The organism is Streptomyces sp. NPDC102274 (assembly GCF_044766385.1).
In the GTDB taxonomy this organism is placed as follows: Bacteria; Actinomycetota; Actinomycetes; order Streptomycetales; family Streptomycetaceae; genus Streptomyces.
On record NZ_JBIWLW010000015.1, the window covers coordinates 127,304 to 147,187 of the forward strand.

The following is a 19,884-nucleotide window of genomic DNA, read 5'->3' on the forward strand; positions in this document are numbered from 1 at the left end:
GGCTGCCCGTGTCCTGAACCCCGCGTGTACGCGCGGGGTTCAGGACACGGGCAGCCGGGGGTCCCTGGCTCAGCAAACCTCGTACCGGCACGACCCGTTGCCCGGTCCGTCCGCCAGGGCGACCGAGCGGAGCAGTCGCAGTTCCCGGTCCAGGATCGCTGGGAACTGTGGGCGCGGCGACGCCAGCTCCCGCGCTATGGCATCCGCTGTTTCCCCGACGTCGTGCCGCCGGCCGTCACGGCCGGACCGCGCCCAGCTCTCGGGCGCGAGCGCGGAGAGGGCGAGCAGAACGTATCCCGTCCGGCTCACGGACAGGGCCACCGGCCACAGGGCGCGTGCCCGTCGGTTGCCGCGTGCCTCGCCGAGCGCGTCGGTGGCGAGCAGGTGCAGTTCGGCGAGGTCGGTGCGGATCAGTGCGCACAGCTGCGTGTCGTGCCGGGCGGCGGAGTGTGCGGGGGCGTCGGCGACGAGGGCCCGTTGGAGTTCCAGGGACCGACCGATGCGCTCGGCGAGGAGGCGGGTGCTGGGGGAGGACAGCAGCAGGAGCACTCCGAGTACACCGCACACACAGCCGACGAGGGTGGTGGCGATGCGGTCCCAGGACAGGGCCGCGGCGTTGAGGGGCACGGGGCCGGCGCTGTGGATCGTCAGGAGCACCATCGGGGTGACGAAGATCATGGCCAGGCCGTAGTTGCGGGGGAAGGACAGCTCGGCGAGGAAGAAGAGGGCGCCCACGATCACGATCACCGCGGGGAAAGGCAGCCGCGGCTGGAGGAGCACCACACCGACCACTCCCCCGACCACCGTGGCCAGGCCGCGCTGTGCGGCCCGGTACCACGTCATCCAGGTGTGGGATCCCGACAGTGTGGCCACGGCACAGACCGGAGCCCAGTACCAGCGGTCCAGCCCGATCAGGATCGTGACGGCACCGGTGACCAGGGTCAGCACGGTGACGCGGACGACCAGGGCCCATTCGCGCCGGCACAGTGGCCGCAGCAGACGGGGACTGCCGACACGGCCGGGGTCGGCCTGCCCCGCCTGCCGTACGTCCGTGCGCTCCGCGACACGCGGCACATCCGCCAGCTCGTGTTCGAGGGCCCGTACCACCGGGCCGGCGGAAGCCGGGTGTTCCACGGGGTGGACGGCCACCGCCTGGCCGGCGGCGAGGCGTGCGACGACGGCGGGCAGCGCCCGCGTGCGTTCGAGGACCCGGGCCGGAAGCTCGGCTCCTTCCTGAAGGGCCACGAGTTCGAGGGTGTGCAGCACCCTGGGCGCGTGATCGCCGAGAGCACAGAGCCGGCCCACGTTCTCGGTGTTGCGGCCCGGTACTCCGCGTGCCAGCGCAAGAGCGCGCTGGGCGCGCGCCACGGCGGTCCACGCGGCGGAGCGGTCCACGGCGAACCGTGCCGTCGCGGTGCTCCGGGCGGCGTCCGCGATGGCGCGGTAGGCCGCGAGGACGGCCCGGTGCTCAGGCCCCTGCCGGGACAGCAGCCAGGGCGCGAGGGTCACCACCAGGGCGACCGCGGCGCCGATGGCCATCATGGCGACGCGGTGCCACAGTTCACTCGTGTGCGTCAGTGGAACGCCCACCACGATGGTCGTGGGCACGAGCAGCAGCGCGGGTCCGGGCACGGGGGTGCGCATGATCTCGGTGGCCGCCGCCGCCAGCCCGGCCATGACCGTCAGCAGAGCGAGCAGTGTCCATCGTGAGTCGGCGAGCCACAGCGCCCCTGCGGACATGGCCATGACGAGCAGGGCGAATCCGGTCACCGTGCGTGCCCGGTGGACATAGGGCTCTCCGCGCGCGAACAGGACCGTCATGGCCCCGGCCAGCGACATGACCGCCGAGCCGGCGTCGGACACGCTCCATACTCCGGCCAGCGTGATGGTGACGGTGGCGCCGGCCACCGCCGCCTGTCCGGGCAGCCATACGGGTTTGACGGCGAACAGCGGCCTGACGAGCAGAGGTTTGGGCGGCTGGGCCAACGCCGGTTCCACGGCGGCCATGGTGATCTCCCGGTGGTGGGGCGGCCCGCCAGGGCGAGCGCCCTGTTGAAATGTTCGGACGGAGCCGCACGCACGGTGATGGCTCCCTACCCGGATACGGTCGGCCCGGCACCGATGGCCCGGCCGCCCCGACCCCGCGGTGCGTACGCACGGCGCGTGGGTCTCTCCCGTTCCGGAGCCGCCCGCAGGGGGGCGGCTCCGGAGACGACACACCGGACAGGACCTGAGCGGTCAACGGGTTCGGTCGCGAGGAACCCTTCGGTCCCTCACGGGCAGCCTGTCGAATCGACAGGCCGACAGATCTCAGAAGGAGTACTCGGGAACCTCGGTGCGGGTCGTGACCCACTGCCACTCGCTGAACTGGTCGGCGTTGGTGAGGGTGCTGTGATTGAAGCCGTTGCCGGAGTCGCCCACACCGCCGATCGGGCCGTACACCTCGTGGAGGACGGTCTGGTCGTTGATGTGGATCACACCTGCGTGCAGCTTGTCGGCGATCCGCTGGGCGCGAACCAGGTTCGGGGAGACGACGGCCGCGGAGAGGCCGTAGCTCGTCCCGTTGGCGAGGGCCACCGCCTCCTCGTCCGTGCTGAAGGTGGTGATGGGGGCGACCGGGCCGAAGATCTCGTCGTCGAAGACCGGCATGCCCGGGGTCACACCCGTGAGAACGGTGGGCTCGTAGAAGAGGCCGTCGCGGGACGCCCCGGTGAGAGCTCGGGCACCCTGAGCGATCGAGTCGCTCACGATCTGCTCGGCACGCGCCGCCTGGCGCTCGTTGACGATCGGGCCCAGGGTGACCCCCTCGGTCAGCGGGTCGCCGATCACCAGCGTCCTGGCCTTGCGGACCAGGGCCTCGGTGTAGGCCTCCGCGATGCTCTCGTGGACCAGGTGGCGCCCCGAGGTGAGGCAGATCTGGCCCTGGTGGAAGAACGATCCCCAGGCACCCGCGCCGGCGGCCCGCTCGATGTCCGCGTCGTCCAGGACGATGTACGGGTTGTTGCCGCCCAGTTCGAGCGAGACACGCTTGAGCAGACCACCCGCCACGGAGCCGATCTCGCGGCCCGCCCGGGTGGAGCCGGTGAAGCTGATCATGTGGACGGCGGGGTCCTTCACGAGGGCCTGCCCTGTCGCGACCGCGCCGGGCAGGACGTGCAGGAGCCCCTCGGGCAGACCGGCTTCCTTCAGCAGCTCGGCGAAGAGGACACCGCCGGAGATCGGCGACTGGATGTCGGGCTTGAGGATGACCGCATTGCCCATGACGAGCGCCGGGGCGACCGCACGGGCGGCCAGCAGGAGCGGCGAGTTCCACGGGGTGATGATGCCGACGACACCGATCGGGGTCCGGCGGGCGACGCTCTGCCGTCCCTCCTCGGCACTCGCGGCCAGGATGCCCTGGGGCAGGCTGCCGAGCGCGGCCGCCTCAAGGATCTCGCGCGAGGCCATCTGGGCCTCCCACACGCCCTTGACCCGGTTGGCGCCGGTCTCGCGGATGAGCTGTACGGCGATTTCGTCGGTGTACTCAAGGACAAGCTCCGAGAACGTCCGCAGCACGTCACCCCGCTTGGGGGCGGGCACCTGCGCCCAGGCTCGCTGCGCCTCATGGGCGGCAGCGGCAGCGGCGGCGACATCGGCTTCCGAGGCGATTCCGATCTGGCCCAGGACAGCGCCCGTGGCCTTGTCGGTGACCGGCTCGCCACCGAGCCCCGGCTCCTTCCAGCCATTGCTGTAGATCTTGCCGTTCCACGCGCCGGTGGGCGCGAACAGGGTGCTGGGCATGAAGCTCTCCTGGTCGATTCTCAGAACCCCGTGACAGGTCGCGTTCGGCGATCCCACGGGGAGTGCATGTCCACGATGAACGCGGCCGACCCGCTTGTCAACTCAAACGTCAAAATATCGACACCTAAGTCGACTCGACCGTGAGCCGGATTGCGGCACGCCGGCGAGTCACGCAGAGCACCAGCGCGGCACCGCGGGTGTGACATGACCGTCAATTATTCGACACAAAGGGTAGACCTTTGGGGCAGGTGTCGTTACATTGCGGACCATGGCAAAGACAACGGCGCGCGGGAACGTCGAGGACGACGTCGGCAACGGCCTGGTCCGGTATCCGAAGGAGGCGGAGGCCCGGTACCGGGAAGCCGGCTACTGGAGTGGACGTACGCTGCCGGCCGAACTGATGTCCGCGGCGGCCACCCACGCCGACCGGACGGCTCTGATCACCCCGGAAGGCTCCTGGACGTACCACGACCTGTTCACCGCGTCCCAGCGGTTCGCCGCGGGACTGCTGGAGTCGACCGGCCTGCGGCCCGGTGACGCCGTGATGTTCCAGATGGGCAACGTCGCCGAGACCGTCGTCTCCTACCTGGGGTGTCTGCTGGCAGGGATCCGGCCGGTGTGCACGCTTCCGCAGCACGGCGTCCGGGAGATCCGCGTCCTCGCCGAGCACATCGGAGCCCGCGGCCTGATCACGCAGGCCGACTTCGGACACGGCCGACTGCCCGACATCGCCCGCACGCTCAGGGCCGACGCTGTCATCCAGGACATCGTGGTCGCCCGCGGCCCCGCGGACGGGCTCGGAGCGGGCTACGAGGACCTGCTCGCCTCAGGAGCCTCGGCGTCCCCCGCCACACTGCCGTACCGCACGGGCGATCCCCGCCAGATCGCCGCCTTCCAGCTCTCCGGGGGAACCACCGGGCTGCCCAAGATCGCTCCCCGGCTGCACGAGGAATACACCTACAACTCCCGGGCTTGGGCGGAGACATTGGACTGGCGGCCCGGGACGGTGATCCTCTACCCCCTCCCGATCATGCACAACGCCGGAATCTCCGTCGCACTCCAGCCCGCTCTGCTCAGCGGCGCCACGCTGGTCCTGGCCCCCTCCGCCGATATCGGCACCCTGCTCGACCTGATCGAGGCCCACCGCCCCGAAGCCCTGCCCCTGGTGCCTCCCGCCCTGGCGATCCGCCTGCTGGAGCACCCGCGCAGCACATCGTCCGATCTGTCCTCGCTGAAGGACTTCATCGTCGGCGGCCAGAAGCTGGCGGAGGAAGTGGCCGGGCGGCTGCGTGACGTACTGGGGATCACGGTGCGCCAGAAGTTCGGCATGGCGGAGGGCATGTTCTTCGTGACGCCGGCCCACGCGGCTGAGGAGGTGCGCCACCACACCGTGGGGGAGCCCCTCTCCCCCGCCGACGAGATCCGGATCCTGCGGCCCGGCGAGAACACCGAAGTCGCCCCCGGGGAGATCGGCGAACTGTGTGTGCGCGGGCCGTACACCATCCGCGGCTACTACCGTGCCGAGCAGCACAATGCGCACGCCTTCACCTCCGACGGCTTCTACCGCACCGGCGACCTGGCACGCCGCCACACCGTCGCCGGCTCGGCCTGCTACTCGATCGAGGGCCGGATCAAGGATGTGATCAACCGGGGCGTCGAGAAGATCCACGCGGAGGAGGTCGAGGAACTGATCCTGCGTCACCCGGACGTCTCCAACGCGGCCCTGGTGGCCATGCCCGACAAGGTGCTCGGCGAGAAGGCATGCGTCTACCTCGTCCTGGAGCCCGGGGCCACCCCGCCGACCGTACGGACACTCGGTGAGTTCCTGCTGTCGAAGGGGCTCGCCAAGTACAAACTGCCGGAGCGGGTGGAGGTGTTGCCCGCGCTCCCCCTGTCGAATGTGGGCAAGATCTCCAAGAAGGCACTGCGCGAGGACATCGAGGACAAGCTCGGCCGGGAGAGCGGCACCTCCGGGTAGCACCGGCGCCTGTTCCCGGGCGCGGGCCGGGCCGCACCGACGCCGGGTCCGGGCCGGCGGCCGCCGTGCGGAATCCGTCCCACCCGGCGGCTCCGGCCGGTCGGCGGTCAGGACTCGTCCCTCGAACCGCCCCGCGACCCGCGCGGTGACGGCCCAGCGGCCGTCCGCCGCCTTCGCCGTGAGCGAGCCGCCAAGGAGCGGAAGCCGTTCCCGCATGCCGATGAGGCCGTATCCCCGTCGACGTTGACCAGACAGAAAACCAACCTTTAGAGTGAAGCTAAATATTCCGATGTTACTGTCGTGAACATCCCGTGATGATTGCTTGATGAAATTGCCAGTTCTTTGAGACCTTCTGGAAGCCGAGGAACCCGACACGACTATGCCCTCGCACACCGGTCCAAGCCGTCCCGGCCACGAACATGTCCCGGCCACGAACATGAGGAACCACCACCGATGAATGCCGCCGGTCGCGGCGAACCAGCAGCCTCCGCGCCCTCGTCACCGACGGCATGGCTCGACGAGATGGCCGGAGCCATCGCGAACAGAATCGTGGTCGAGGTCTTCCCTTCCCGGCGCAATGACCTGCGATTCATCGCAGTCATGGGGAAGTTCGTCCGGAACAACATCGTCACGGTGGCCGCCACGTTCAACAACCGCATCACCATCGAGCGCCCGGACCCGGAATCGCCGGCCCGGTGCGGCCGGTGGATCGCCGAATGCGGATTTCCGGTTTCCACGGTCCGGGATTCCTACTGGGTCGGCATGCGGGAGATGTTGGACATGTGGGCGGACCAGGAATGGGCGAGCCTGGACCGGGACGATTCCCAAAAGAACCCCGGCGGCGTCGTCGGAACGGTCACCAAGATTTCCTTCGACCTCACCGAACTGGGGCTCAGGCGCGGCTCCAGGGCCCACGAAGAAACAACGGCAAGGCTGCACACCAGCGGTGCTCTGCAGCGGCACGAACTCATCATGGACATCGTGCACAGACGGCCGCTGGGCCGGCTCTCCGATCTTGAGGCCACGCTGTCCTACCGGCTCTCCGGAAGCCACGTCGGGCTCGTCCTCGACGTGGCCGACAGCGAACAGGCGAAGCAGGCCCTGCGCAAGACACAACTCGCCGCACGGGCGGGCGACCTGCTCACCATGATGCTGGACCCGCACCGGTGGGCAGCCTGGTTCAACTGCGGCCACAACGCGGACCGTTCCGTCGCCGCCATCACCACCGCGCTCGGCGAATCCGGGGTGCGGGCCACCATGGGCAGTCCGCACGGGGGCCTGTCCGGGTTTCGACGCACCCACCTCCAGGCGGTCCGGACCGAGGAGCTGCGCAGTGTGCTGCAGGACGAGCAACCGGTGCTCCGCCACCGGGACCTGGCCCTGGAAGCGGTTCTTCTGCAGGACCCGTCGAACGCGGCGGCCTTCGCCATCGGCGAGCTCGGTGAACTCGCCGAGACGTCCGCTCGCGCGGAGACGATCAGGAAGACACTCTTCGTTCTGCTGTCCTCCGGTTCACGCACGGCGACCGCATCGGAATTGGGAGTGCACGAGAACACCGTGCGACAGCGGTTGCACTTCGTGACGGAGGTCCTCGGTCCTGACTATTCCAATCGACGACCGGAGCTGCTGGCCGCCCTCAAAATCTGCCGCGCACTCGGTGTGAAGAATGTGCACGCCAGGGCAGAGAGTGCCACCTGAAGTGGCCGGATTCGATAAACCGCCTTCCGCCATGGAGCATGAGATCAATGCTGAATCCACAGAAAGAGTCGGCCGTCCAAGAGGAATTGACCCGCATCCTGGCAGAAGTCTTCAGGGTTCCGCCGCACAGCATCAAGGCCGATTCAAAGATTTCGGACCTGCCGAATATTGAATCGATCAATCTCATCAGAATGATCGCTCTCATCGAGCGGAAGTTTGAGATCGTCATTCCCATCTTCACGGCGCTCCATCTGGATTCCGTCGCCGACATCGCTCGCGAGATCGCGATGAACCAGCGCGCACGTTGAGACCTTTCTCCGTTGCATCACAACCGTCCGACGACACATTGCGGGGATTTCGACATGAATGGCCCGAAAGACCGGCACACCGTTGTCGATGTGCTGGACAGGGCGGCGCTTGAATTCTCCGAGAAGAAGATCCAGTTCTTCTCCCCCCGGCAGACGGCCGCCCCCGAGGAAATCACATTCGCACAGTTCAGGGACGACGCCCGTGCGCTGGCACACCACCTCCACGCCGCAGGGGTCACGGCAGGCACACGCGCAGCGGTCATGGCCGATCGGAACATCGACTTCCTGAAAGCCTTCGGGGCCCTCACCTACTGCGGCGCGGTCATCACTACGCTGCCTCCCGCACCGCCCGCCGCCGTGCCGAACGGCCACCAGGTACACGGCGTCCTGCCCAGCGGCCTCCTCGACTTCGTCGTGACGGACGAACGGCAGGCGACACTGCTCGCCGAAACGGAACAGGTCGTCCCGCACGTCCTCGTCCTCCCCGCGCACCCCGGCGTACGAGAAGACGACGATCCTCCTACGGCCCCGCTCCCCCAGGTCCCCGCGGTCGGCGAGAACGACCTGGCCTGGATCCAGTACACCTCCGGAAGCACGTCCGCGCCGCGGGGCGTCGGCCTGACCCACCGGAACATCGTCGCCGGTCTGCGGGTCGCGGTCGCGGGCGCCCGGGCCCGGCCCCAGGACATCATGTGCCACAGTCTCCCGCTGTTCCACAACATGGGACTGCTGTTCACCTTGTCGGCGTTCGAATGCGGGCACGACCTGTACATCTCCCCCACCGACGAATTCTTCAAGTATCCGGAAGGCTGGCTGCGAAAGGTCGAGGAATGCCGGGCGAGCCTCCTGGGCGGGCCCAACGCGTTCTTCACCTACCTGACCTCCGCGATTCCGCGAGAGGAAGTGGCCGCGTACGACCTGTCCGCCGTCACGACCGTTCTCAACGGATCCGAACCGATCGACCCGGGTTCCGTACGCCGATTCTCGGAGCACTTCCGGCCGGCTCACCTCACCAGCACGGCCACGACCCCTTGTTACGGATTGACGGAAGCCACGCTCGCCGTCACCTGTGCCGCGTCCGACACGGAGATGGAGGTCGACTGGGTCGACAGTGACAGCCTGCGGCCCGGCCGTCGAGTGGTGACCGTCGACCCTTCCGACGACCGGGCGCGCCCCATCGTCAACTGCGGCCCCACCGTGCCGGAGGTGGAGGTGCGCGTCACCCGGCGTGGCACTCCTTTGCCGGACCGATCCGTGGGTGACATCGACGTACGCGGTCCGTCGGTGATGGCCTCCTACTACGGCGAGGACACGGCCGCCGTCTCGGACGAGGGCTGGCTCCCGACCGGCGATCTGGGCTACCTCTCCCAGGGCTGCCTGTATGTGACGGGCCGTACCAAAGAGATCCTCATCTCCGCGGGGACGAATTACTATCCGCAGGATGTCGAGAACGCGGTACGCCACCTCCCGGGGGTCCTCAACGAGAACGTGGCCGCCGTGACGCTGCCGCCCGAGCCCGGGGCGAACCTTCGGGAGCGCATCGGTGTGGTGGCGGAAACGGACAGCCCCGCCTCCGCGCGTCGGCACGTCGTGCGCCGGATCCGTTCAGCCGCAGCCCGTCGGCTGAACGGTGCGACCGTCGACGTGACCCTGGTCGCGCCCGGTGCCCTGTTGCGCACTCCCGGCGGAAAACTCCAGCGTCTGCGCATCGGCGAAATGCTCGCGGCCGGAAGCCTGCCGCAGGTCATCGCCCACGCCGGTGCGAGCGAAATGATCGCCTGACGCCGTCCGGACCGGCGCGGGAGCACCCGGGATCCGGCTACGCCGCGGTCACATGCCGCGCCGCTGCGGCGGCGGCGTGCTGGGCGGCTGCCCGGTCGGTGCGCACGGGCTCGCACTGGGCGAGGACGCGTTCCCCGCCGACCCATACGTCGGACACCGCACGCGATCCCGCGGCCCACACCAGCGTCGACAGCAGCCGTGTATCGGGAACGTCGAGGCCCGCCGAGAACTGCGGTCCGTCGACGCCGATGTGAACCATGTCCGCCCACTTCCCGGGTTCCAACGTGCCGATGTCGCGGCGGCCCAGGGCCGCCGCGCCCTCCCGGGTCGCCATCAGCAGGGTGTCCCTGGCAGTGAGAGCCATGGCGTCCTCGTCGGACAGGCGGGCGAACATCGCTGCCAGCCGCATCTCTTCCCACAGGTCCAGATCGTCGTTGCTCGCCGGCCCGTCCGTCCCGAGGCCCACCGGGACAGCGGCGGTGCGCAGTTCCGTGAGCCGCGCCGTCCCCGAAGCGAGTTTCGCGTTGGAGCCGGGGCAGTGGGCCACACCGATGCCCGCTCGTGAGAAAAGCTGGATGTCCCGCGGGGAGAGATGGACCGCGTGAGCGGCGAGCAGTCGCCCGTCCAGCAGACCGGTCTTGTCCAGCAGTTCGGGAACCGATCCGTACGCGGAACGCACGTCCTGGTCCTCGGCCCGGGATTCGGCGACATGGATGTGCACCAGGGCGCCACGGGCCCTGGCGGACTCCGCCGTTGCCTCCAGCGCCTCTCTCGGCAGCATGTAGGCGGAGTGCGGGCCGTAGCAGATCTCCACCAGGTCGGCCGGGCCGAACCGCAAGCCGTCGGAGTCGATCCACTTGTCGATCGAGGCCAGCGCGTCCCGCCAGCGGGCTCCGGGAACGTCCAGATAGGCCGGGGCGATCAGGACGCGACTGCCCACTTCCAGAGCCGCTGCGACCAGTTCTTCCGGGTGGAAGTACATCTCGGCGCTCGTGGTGATGCCGGACTGCAGCATCTCGATGCAGCCGAGCCGCATTCCCGCGCCGGCGTCCGAGGGACGCATGCGTGCTTCCGCGGGCCAGATGACATCGTTGAGCCAGGAACCCAGGGGCAGGTCACCGCCCATTCCCCGCAGTACGGTCATGGCGCTGTGGGCATGGGAGTTGACGAGGCCCGGCATCAGTATGCCCGTGAGCCGGGTCTCGGCCACCTGCCCCGTCCCGGGAGCGTCAGCCGCGGGTCCGCAGTAGGCAACGCGACCGGTGGCGTCCACGTCGACCACCGCGTCCCGGAGTACAGACACCTCCGAGTCCATGGGTATGACAACCGGAGCATGAAATCGCCGAGCGAGCATCAGTTCTCTTGCGCCAATCACGTGACAGCGGTGACGGATTCCTGGAACGAGCCTCGCCGGAGGGGTTGGTCTCGCTTTCAGGGCACAGCACTTGGACGGATTCGACGATAGGCATCGCCCAGCGCCCCAACCATGTCCAGTGGGCACACGTCTGCTCGTGCGGGTGTCTCATGCGCACAGTCGTGCTGCGACTGTCGCTCCACCGCTCCACGTTGTTCCTGCGGGTCAGATCGTCCGCTCCAGGCTCCACACGGGAAGCCGTTCGAAGAAAGCGACGGCTTCCGGCCGCCACCGGTGCCGCCAGCTCGCGGCCTCCGCCGCCGCCTGGTGCGCGAAGCGCCGCATGTGTTCGCCCAGTTTCCCCGGTACATCGTGCCGCCGCCCGATGTCCGCGACCGAGGCGATCTCCGCCTCGGTGCAGTCCGGCCGCCCGAGAACCGACTCGACGAGGGTTCGTTCGGCATCGGTCGCGACGGTAAGGATGCACCGTACGGTGTAGTTGCGACGACCGTCGCGGATGTCGGTGCCGGTCGGCTTGCCCATGGTCGCCGCGTCGCCGTAGAGGTCCTGGTAGTCGTCCCGCATCTGCTCGGAAATGCCGATCGAACGGGCGTAACGGTACAGCTCCGCGTGGAAGCGGGCGGGCGGCTCCCCGGCGGTCACAAGCCCCAGTTGCAGGGGGGCGAGCGCCGAGTACCGTGCGGATTTGTAGTCGGCGACGCTGTGCAGCACCTCTTCGTCGGGATGCCGGATGAAATCGCGCTCTATGTCGGCGATCTGACCGGTGAGCGCGGCGCGGGCGCCCTCCAGTTGAATGGCGATCATGTCGTGCCGGGTGCCGGGCGCGACCGGAGCGTCCATGAGCACCTGCTGGGACAGATTCAGCGCCAGGCCCCCGGCGAGCAGGGCCAGGCCGAGGGCGGCCCGGGGGTGGTCGGGCAGCTTCGCGCGGTACGAGTAGTAGGTCGAGGGGCCGCCGCGACGAGTCGGGCTGTCGTCGATGATGTCGTCGAGTATCAGGGCGTGGGTCTGCAGCAGCTCGACGCTGAGGGCGGCTTCGTCCAGCCCCGCGACGGGTTGGTCGGTCACCAGTCCTGCCGCCTCGTGGAGCAGCGCGACCCGCATGCGCTTGCCTCCACGCAGGGACAGGGACTGTACGAGTGCCCTGGCCTCGGGTGCGAACCGGCTGAACGCGGGCGCGTCAAGGGTCTGTTCCAGGCTCCGGAAGTACTCCGCGAAAAGCGCGGAGAACTGCCGGTCGCGGTCGGCGACGCGGAGCTTCATCTCGGCGTCGGAGCAGGCGGTTACTGTCACGGGGAGTGTCTTCCTCAGTGTGCCGAGTGGTGCGCGGGTGCGCAGTGGCGTTCCGCGCGCCGGGGTGCGCGGCGGCACCCGGTGAGCGCGTCCGGAACCGCTCAGGTCCAGGAAGTGATCTCAGGCCCGCTCCCGGACTGTCAAAGTGCCGGTACGGTCGGCTTCCGCACCGGCGGGTCCCGCCGGGGGCGTGCCGACGCGGGTCAGCGGAGCAGGCTGAGCTTGCCGACGAGCCTGTCGATTTTGTTGCGGGGACCGACGAGGCTGATCGCGCGGTAGGCCAGATCCTCGTTCGCGGTGCCGGCCGGCCGGTCGAGGTATTCGTCGTAGGCGCGTGAGGTCTGCGCGGGTTCGGGCATACCGACGATCAGCACGTCGTCCTTGGCCGCGGCCTTGGCTCGCAGGGCGTGGAGGGTGCCCGCGTCGGCGACCAGGATGGAACATCCGGCCCACGGCAAGTCCACCTCCGGCGCCCACGACTTCCTCGTCCACATCGCCGTCCCGGACATCAACGGGGTGTACGCCTTCGTCATCGACCGCCTCACCGAACGCCGCGAGGTCGCGGACGTACAGACCGCGATGGTCTACGAGCACGTCCAGTCCCGTCGCATCGAACCCGCCGGTGCCGACCGCCCCCGCGCCGCGCACAGAGCCCGCTGATCGCCTCCCCCGCCCGGGGCGTCTCATGGCGGCGGATTCTTGCCGACAAACGCCGCGAGGGCTGTGCCCCGTACGCGTATGTACGAGGCACAGCCCTCAACTGGCCGCTGTGACCGCTTACTTGCGGATCAGGCTGCGCAGCACGTACTGCATGATGCCGCCGTTGCGGTAGTAGTCCGCCTCACCCGGGGTGTCGATACGGACGACCGCGTCGAACTCGACGCCGGTGTCCGTCGTCACCTTGACCGTGCGCGGGGTGGTGCCGTTGTTCAGCTCCGTCACACCGGTGAAGGAGAAGGTCTCCTCGCCGGTCAGGCCCAGGGCCTGCGCCGAGGCGCCCTCCGGGTACTGGAGCGGCAGCACGCCCATGCCGATCAGGTTCGAGCGGTGGATGCGCTCGTACGACTCGGCGATGACGGCCTTCACACCGAGCAGCGCGGTGCCCTTGGCGGCCCAGTCGCGGGACGAGCCCGAGCCGTACTCCTTGCCCGCCAGGACGACCAGCGGGGTGCCGGCGGCCTGGTAGTTCTGGGAGGCGTCGTAGATGAAGGAGACCGGGGCGCCCTCGACGGTGAAGTCGCGGGTGAAGCCGCCCTCCGTGCCCGGGGCGATCTGGTTGCGCAGCCGGATGTTGGCGAACGTGCCGCGGATCATGACCTCGTGGTTGCCGCGGCGGGAACCGTACGAGTTGAAGTCGCGGCGCTCGACGCCGTGCTCCGTGAGGTACGTGCCGGCCGGGGTGTCGGCCTTGATCGCACCGGCCGGGGAGATGTGGTCGGTGGTGACCGAGTCGCCGAGCTTCGCCAGCACACGGGCGCCGGAGATGTCCTCGACCGGGGAGGTCTCCATCGTCATGCCCTCGAAGTACGGGGGCTTACGGACGTAGGTGGACCGCGGGTCCCACTCGAAGGTGTTGCCGGTCGGGATCGGCAGCGCCTGCCACTGCGCGTCGCCCGCGAAGACGTCCGCGTAGGACTTGTTGAACATGTCCTCGCCGATGGCGTTGGCCACGACGTCGTTGACCTCGGCCTCGGTGGGCCAGATGTCTTCGAGGAAGACCGGCTTGCCGTCCTGGTCGATGCCCAGGGCGTCCTTGGTGATGTCCACCTTCATGGAGCCGGCCAGGGCGTACGCGACGACCAGCGGCGGCGACGCCAGGTAGTTCATCTTGACGTCCGGGTTGATCCGGCCCTCGAAGTTGCGGTTGCCGGAGAGCACCGAGGTGACCGCGAGGTCGTGCTCGTTGACGGCCTTGGAGACCTCCTCGGGCAGCGGGCCCGAGTTGCCGATGCAGGTGGTGCAGCCGTAACCGACCAGGTTGAAGCCGACCTTGTCGAGGTACGGGGTGAGACCCGCCTTGTCGAAGTAGTCGGTGACGACCTTCGAGCCCGGGGCGAGCGTGGTCTTGACCCACGGCTTGCGGGACAGGCCCTTCTCGACCGCCTTCTTGGCCACCAGCGCGGCGGCGACCATGACGTACGGGTTCGAGGTGTTGGTGCAGGAGGTGATCGCGGCGACGGTGACGGCGCCGTGGTCGATCTCGTACGTCGTACCGTCGGGGGCCGTGACCAGGGTCGGCCGGGTCGGCACGCCGTTGGCGGAGGCCGGGGCGTCGGAGGCCGGGAAGGACTCCTTGCCCGCCTCCTCGTCCTCGGAGACGTAGTTGCGTACGTCCTCGGCGAACTTCTCCTTGGCCTCGGCCAGGATGATGCGGTCCTGGGGGCGCTTCGGGCCCGCGATGGACGGGACGACCGTGGCGAGGTCCAGCTCCAGCTTCTCGGAGAAGTCGGGCTCGGCGGCCGGGTCGAGCCAGAGGCCCTGCTCCTTGGCGTACGCCTCGACGAGGGCGACCTGCTGGTCGCTGCGGCCGGTCAGGCGCAGGTACTTCAGCGTCTCGTCGTCGATCGGGAAGATCGCGGCGGTCGAACCGAACTCCGGAGACATGTTGCCGATGGTGGCGCGGTTCGCGAGGGAGGTGGCGGCGACGCCCTCACCGTGGAACTCGACGAACTTGCCGACGACGCCGTGCTTGCGCAGCATCTCGGTGATCGTCAGGACCAGGTCGGTGGCGGTGGTGCCGGCCGGCAGCTCGCCGGTCAGCTTGAAGCCGACGACGCGCGGGATGAGCATGGAGACGGGCTGGCCCAGCATCGCGGCCTCGGCCTCGATACCGCCGACGCCCCAGCCCAGCACACCGAGGCCGTTGACCATGGTGGTGTGCGAGTCGGTGCCGACAAGGGTGTCGGGGTACGCCTGGCCGCCCCGGACCATGACCGTACGGGCCAGGTGTTCGATGTTGACCTGGTGGACGATGCCGGTGCCCGGCGGGACGACCTTGAACTCGTCGAAGGCTGTCTGGCCCCAGCGCAGGAACTGGTAGCGCTCCTTGTTGCGGCCGTACTCCAGCTCCACGTTCTGCGCGAAGGAATCCGGCGTGCCGAACTTGTCGGCGATGACCGAGTGATCGATGACCAGCTCGGCCGGGGCCAGCGGGTTGATCTTCGCCGGATCGCCGCCCAGCTCCTTCACGGCCTCACGCATGGTGGCGAGGTCCACGACACACGGCACACCGGTGAAGTCCTGCATGATCACACGGGCCGGGGTGAACTGGATCTCCTGGCTCGGCTGCGCCTGCGAGTCCCAGGAGCCGATGGAGCGGATGTGGTCGGCGGTGATGTTCGCGCCGTCCTCGGTGCGGAGCAGGTTCTCCAGCAGCACCTTCAGGCTGTAAGGGAGGCGCCCGGAGCCCTCGACCTTGTCCAGCCTGAAGATCTCGTACGACTCGTCGCCCACGCGCAGCGTGCTGCGGGCGTCGAAGCTGTTCGCCGACACGACAGTCTCCTTCATCAATGTGCGCGTACTACCGTCATGCTGCCGCCACGACTCCTCACCGATCCGCTAAGGTAAGGCTTAGTTAGGTAACCCTTACTGACTGGCGGCCGCGGTACGCCTTCGGCAGATATCTCGATGTCGAGATAACTCTAGTACATGACTGCCGCTCGGTCATGCGCGGGTACGGCTGTCCGCTGTCATCCGATCGAGGCGTTTGACAGCACCAGGAGATTCCTGGGGCCTGTCTTCAAAGTAGCGCCGTCCGCCCGCAGGCCAGGCGGGACGTTGAAGACAGGCCCCAGGTCCGACCCGCCCCAGAAGGGGTCGCGGGCTACCGTACGAAGGTGATCGGGTACTGCGACGTACCGCCGTCCAGCAGGTGGTCGTCGCGGCCCTTCAGGAACCGGTCGAAGAACGAGGCCACCAGCGCCCGGTTCGCCGCCACCGCCCGGTGCGGGTCGACCGTCCCGACCGCCGCGGCCAGCGTCGCGGCCGGCACCCGGCCGGCCAGCTGCGGCAGCAGCGCCTTGGCGTCGGTGAACGACGCGTGCACGGAGTCGTCCAGCGTGACGTCGGCCTTCCAGCCGCGCTGGTGCTGCCAGAACGAAGCCCACGACGGCTCCCGGTGCACGTCGCTCCCGCCGTCCGCGGAGCTGCTGCCCATCAGCAGAAACGGCCGGTCCAGCCCGTGCAGCGCGACCTCGCTCAGGTTGGTGCCGTCGGGCACGACGGTGTACTCCATGGTGCCGTCCATGTTGATGCCGGCCTTGATCCGCGGATCGCTGTACATCATGTTCGCCGCCGTGAACCCGCCGGCGGAGTGCCCGAACATGCCGATCCGGTTCAGGTCCATGCCGTCGGTCAGCCGGTCCGGCAGGCTTGTCAGCCGGTCCAGCACCAGCTCGGTGTCGGCCATGCGCGCGTCCATCAGCTTCGTGAAGAACGCCAGTGTCGTGCCGTTCTGGAACGCCTGGGCCCAGGCCGCCAGCAGCGGCCCGTTGCCGACCACGTGGCCGTCCGGGAACTGCACCGCCGGCGCATCCCCGGTGTGGTCGACGGTGACCACCACGAAGCCGCGCGAAGCGAGGTCCTCGACCAGCGACACGTTCCAGCCCCGCGCGTCCCCGGCGCCGGGCGAGTACAGGACGACCGGGAAACGGCCCGGCGCCATCGCGGCGTCCTTCACCGAGTGCGTCTGGGTCGCGGCCCAATCCACCAGACCGGCGGGCAGCTCGTCGTTCTCCTCGACCGCCTGACCGACCGCCGCGGCCACCGCCGCCGGAAACTGGTTCGTGACCGGCCGACCGCCGGTGTGCACCGCCGGGTAGAAGACGCTGACCATCAGCTCGCGGTAGGGCCGGCTGGGCACCCACGGGTCCGCGCGCTTGTCGTCGACGAGCCGTAACGTCGACTCGCCCGTGGCGTAACGGCCGCGTGGCGCGGGAAGCGTGAGCGTCAGGCCCTTCTCAGGGCTCGATGACACAGACGGCGCCGGCGCGGCGTGCGAGGCGGACACGGCCGAAGCCGGGACCGCGGTCGAGACGGCAAGACCGGAGACGACGACCCCGACCAGAGAGGCGGCAACGAGACGAGAGCTGCGCATGGGAGGCTCCTTCAAATGCGGCGTTGCGGTGTTCGGCCACATCGATCTTCGCGACGCGCCTCCCTATGAGCCACCGTGCTATCAGGCGTTTCACACCTCGGGAAAGCCATACCGCCATAGGGCGGATAACCCCCGTATGACACTTCGTTGTCCAAGGACAACGGCGCGGCCCGCGTCAGGAATGCGCGGGCGGGCCGCGCCGGGGAACGATCGCGTCCACGGGCCGGGACGGTGGGGCGGGTCAGTGGGTCGGCACGTTGTACGAGATCAGGGCGACCTGCCGTGGTCGGTCGGCCGGTGACACGGGCACGCGCAGCTCGGTGATCGCGCAGTTGCGCATCGCCGGGAACACGCGCCGGTACTCGCTCCCGGGGATGCCCAGCAGACGGCACAGGACCAGCCGGAACAGCGTGTTGTGCGCGACCGTCAGCACGCGCTCCCCCCGGTGGGTGTCGGCGAGACGGAGCAGGGCCTCGGCGCCGCGGGCCGCCGCGGCCGCCGGGTCCTCGCCGTCCGGCAGCGGGTGGGCGGCCGGGTCGCCGCGGAACGCCGCCACCTCGCGGGGATGGGTCGCTTCGAGTTCGGCGATGGTCCGGCCCTCGGCGATCCCGAAGTCGACTTCGAGCAGATCCGGTTCGACGACCGCCTCCAGCCCCGTCAGCCGGACCGCGGGTTCCGCCGTGCGCCGGGCGCGGGAGAGGGGAGAGGTCACGATCGCGTCGAGTCCGGCGCCCGCGGCCCACACACCGAGCGCCTCGGCCTGCACCAGGCCGCGCGGGGTCAGATCGATGTCGCTGATACCGGTGTAGCGGTTCTCGTCGTGCCAGACGGTCTCGCCGTGGCGGGCGAGAAAGAGGGTGGTGCTGGTCGTCATCCGTGCTCCCGTGCGTAGGTGGCCGTGTCCGAGGGCAGCCAGCCGCGCCGTTCGAGGGCGTCGACCAGGGTCACGAAGGGCCCGTCGAAGCGCCGGCCGGCCTCCGGTCGCGGTTCCAGAATCGTACGGATGCGGACCATACGGCGGGCCGCGTCGTCACCGGTCACCGCGTGGGCGGCGAGCACCGCCATGCCGAGGGCGGAGTCCGCCTGTTCGGGGAGGGCGGCGGGCCGGCCCAGGACATCCGCGCGCAGCTGGTTCCAGTAACCGCTGCGGGTGGCACCGCCGGTGAAGGTGACCGGTCCGTCGATCGGGGCCCCCAGGAAACGTACGTACGCCAGACAGAGCCGCTCGGCGAGCGCGACGCCCTGGAGCAGCGCCGCGTAGTGATCGGCGTCGTCGGCGGGGCGGCCGAGCGTGAAGGCCTCGGCGTCCGCGGCGAGGAACGGGAAGCGTTCGCCGCGGGAGACCAGGGGGTACGCGACGACGCTCGCCGGCTCCCGGTCCGCGGCGAGGCGGTCGAGGCGCGCGAGATCGGCTCCGGGGAACGCGTGGCTCAGGGCGCCGGCGCCGACGCTGGAAGCCCCGCCGGGGAGCCAGTGCCCGTCCGGGGAGCGGTGGTTGTAGAGGACACCAGCGGGGTCACGGAGCGGGGTGGCGGTGACGCCCTTGAGGACGAGTGTGGTGCCCAGGACGGTGTTCCACCGGCCCACCTCCCAGGCGCCCGAGCCGAGTTGGGCCGCGCAGCCGTCCGTCATGCCCGCGATGACCGGGGTGCCTTCGGCCAGTCCGGTGTCGGCCGCCGCCTCGGCGCACACCGTACCGAGCGGGGTGCCGGGAGCCACCACGGCGGGGAAGTCGAGGCCGGACAGGCCGAGCCGGTCGTGGAGAGCGGTGGGCCAGGAGCGGGTGTGGAGGTCGTAGCCGGTCTTGAGGGCGTGGCTGGAGTCGGTCGGTACGGGCCGCCCGACCAGGCGTGTGGTGATGAAGTCCGGCTGGTGGCAGACGCGGGCACCCCGGAGGGCGCCGGTGCCGTCGGAGATCTTCACGCTCCCGCGCGCGCCCCCGCCCCCGCCTCCGCCGGTGAGCCAGAGCAGTTTGGCCAGCGCCCAGCTCGGCTGGATACGGAGCCCGAGCGCGTCCCACACCTCGGCGCCGGTCTCCTGCGCGTACCGCGCCTCGGCCCCGGCCCGGCCGTCGTCGTACATCAGCGCGGGGGTCAGGGGCACCCCGCGCGCGTCGGTCAGCAGGACGGTGCCCGACGTACCGCACACCGCGACTCCCCGTACGCGCGCACGCCCCCGCGCGGGCGCGCCGGAAGCGGAAACGGAGGGGCGAGCGGAAGCGGACAGGGCGCTCAGCGTCTGGCGGATGGCATCACCGGCGCCCTGCCACCAGTCGGCGGGCAGTTGCTCATGGCGGTCCCCCTCGCGGTGACCGGTGAGTGGGGCGGAGCCGCGGGCGAGTACCCGCCCATCGTCGGTGACAGCCAGAGCGCGTACGCTCTGCGTCCCCAGGTCGACTCCCATCCACACGTCCTGGTGGCGTGTGTCCGTCACAGGTTCCCGCCTTCTCGTCGTCGTCCGGTGTTCTCGCGAATGTTGATCTCACGATGCATTTCACACCGTGGATGCGGATTCCATCGGGGGCGTCGGCACAGCTCTGCGGGCCCGGACTCCGTGTCTCACCTGCTAAGGAACA

14 protein-coding genes are annotated in these 19,884 nt (G+C 69.4%); 5 read left to right on the forward strand and 9 right to left on the reverse strand.

The annotated features are described in order from the left end of the window. Positions 1-69: 69 nt before the first annotated feature. Positions 70-2,007 (reverse strand): FUSC family protein, encoded by a 1,938-nt coding sequence (locus ACIRQP_RS21410; RefSeq protein WP_403892405.1) that lies wholly within the window; start codon positions 2,005-2,007, stop codon positions 70-72. Positions 2,008-2,310: 303 nt separating this feature from the next. Continuing rightward, positions 2,311-3,780, reverse strand: coding sequence for a benzaldehyde dehydrogenase (locus ACIRQP_RS21415; protein ID WP_403892408.1), 1,470 nt, complete (start codon positions 3,778-3,780; stop codon positions 2,311-2,313). A 268-nt stretch (positions 3,781-4,048) separates the two neighbouring features. Between ACIRQP_RS21415 and ACIRQP_RS21420 the strand changes: the two genes are divergently transcribed. The 4 genes from ACIRQP_RS21420 to ACIRQP_RS21435 all read left to right on the forward strand — a co-directional run bounded on the left by ACIRQP_RS21420 (position 4,049) and on the right by ACIRQP_RS21435 (position 9,546). Next, entirely contained in the window at positions 4,049-5,758 is a 1,710-nt protein-coding gene (locus tag ACIRQP_RS21420; RefSeq protein ID WP_403892411.1) for a (2,3-dihydroxybenzoyl)adenylate synthase, read from the forward strand. Between the two features lie 453 nt (positions 5,759-6,211). Further along, positions 6,212-7,456, forward strand: coding sequence for a PucR family transcriptional regulator (locus ACIRQP_RS21425; RefSeq protein ID WP_403892414.1), 1,245 nt, complete (start codon positions 6,212-6,214; stop codon positions 7,454-7,456). 47 nt (positions 7,457-7,503) lie between these two features. Next, positions 7,504-7,764: an acyl carrier protein gene (locus tag ACIRQP_RS21430; RefSeq protein WP_403892417.1), complete on the forward strand. Its 261-nt coding sequence runs from the start codon at positions 7,504-7,506 to the stop codon at positions 7,762-7,764. Between the two features lie 54 nt (positions 7,765-7,818). Further along, entirely contained in the window at positions 7,819-9,546 is a 1,728-nt protein-coding gene (locus tag ACIRQP_RS21435) for an AMP-binding protein (RefSeq protein ID WP_403892420.1), read from the forward strand. A 37-nt stretch (positions 9,547-9,583) separates the two neighbouring features. On the opposite strand, the gene ACIRQP_RS21440 is transcribed toward ACIRQP_RS21435, so the two are convergent. The 3 genes from ACIRQP_RS21440 to ACIRQP_RS21450 form a co-directional block, all read right to left on the reverse strand. Further along, positions 9,584-10,849 carry an amidohydrolase family protein gene (locus tag ACIRQP_RS21440; protein WP_403892423.1) on the reverse strand — a complete coding sequence of 422 codons (1,266 nt, stop codon included), beginning with the start codon at positions 10,847-10,849 and terminating at the stop codon, positions 9,584-9,586. Positions 10,850-11,125: 276 nt separating this feature from the next. Continuing rightward, a complete protein-coding gene (locus tag ACIRQP_RS21445) occupies positions 11,126-12,184 on the reverse strand; it encodes a polyprenyl synthetase family protein (protein WP_403892547.1) in 1,059 nt (352 codons plus the stop codon). A 233-nt stretch (positions 12,185-12,417) separates the two neighbouring features. Next, entirely contained in the window at positions 12,418-12,672 is a 255-nt protein-coding gene (locus ACIRQP_RS21450; protein WP_403892426.1) for a DUF2000 domain-containing protein, read from the reverse strand. On the opposite strand from ACIRQP_RS21450, the gene ACIRQP_RS21455 reads away from it, so the two are divergent. Beyond that, a complete protein-coding gene (locus ACIRQP_RS21455) occupies positions 12,650-12,874 on the forward strand; it encodes an Lrp/AsnC ligand binding domain-containing protein (protein ID WP_403892429.1) in 225 nt (74 codons plus the stop codon). The two genes, ACIRQP_RS21450 and ACIRQP_RS21455, sit on opposite strands and share 23 nt — an antisense overlap. 117 nt (positions 12,875-12,991) lie before the next feature. On the opposite strand, the gene acnA is transcribed toward ACIRQP_RS21455, so the two are convergent. The 4 genes from acnA to ACIRQP_RS21475 all read right to left on the reverse strand — a co-directional run bounded on the left by acnA (position 12,992) and on the right by ACIRQP_RS21475 (position 19,712). After that, a complete protein-coding gene (gene acnA / locus ACIRQP_RS21460; protein ID WP_403892433.1) occupies positions 12,992-15,706 on the reverse strand; it encodes an aconitate hydratase AcnA in 2,715 nt (904 codons plus the stop codon). Between the two features lie 331 nt (positions 15,707-16,037). Continuing rightward, the gene (locus ACIRQP_RS21465; RefSeq protein WP_403892435.1) at positions 16,038-17,309 is read right to left on the reverse strand and encodes an alpha/beta hydrolase family protein; all 1,272 of its coding nucleotides are present in this window, start codon (positions 17,307-17,309) and stop codon (positions 16,038-16,040) included. A gap of 241 nt (positions 17,310-17,550) precedes the next feature. Then, positions 17,551-18,183 carry a histidine phosphatase family protein gene (locus tag ACIRQP_RS21470; protein WP_403892438.1) on the reverse strand — a complete coding sequence of 211 codons (633 nt, stop codon included), beginning with the start codon at positions 18,181-18,183 and terminating at the stop codon, positions 17,551-17,553. Further along, positions 18,180-19,712 carry an FGGY-family carbohydrate kinase gene (locus tag ACIRQP_RS21475; protein ID WP_403892549.1) on the reverse strand — a complete coding sequence of 511 codons (1,533 nt, stop codon included), beginning with the start codon at positions 19,710-19,712 and terminating at the stop codon, positions 18,180-18,182. Before ACIRQP_RS21475 ends, ACIRQP_RS21470 begins: the two co-directional genes overlap by 4 nt. Positions 19,713-19,884 lie beyond the last annotated feature (172 nt).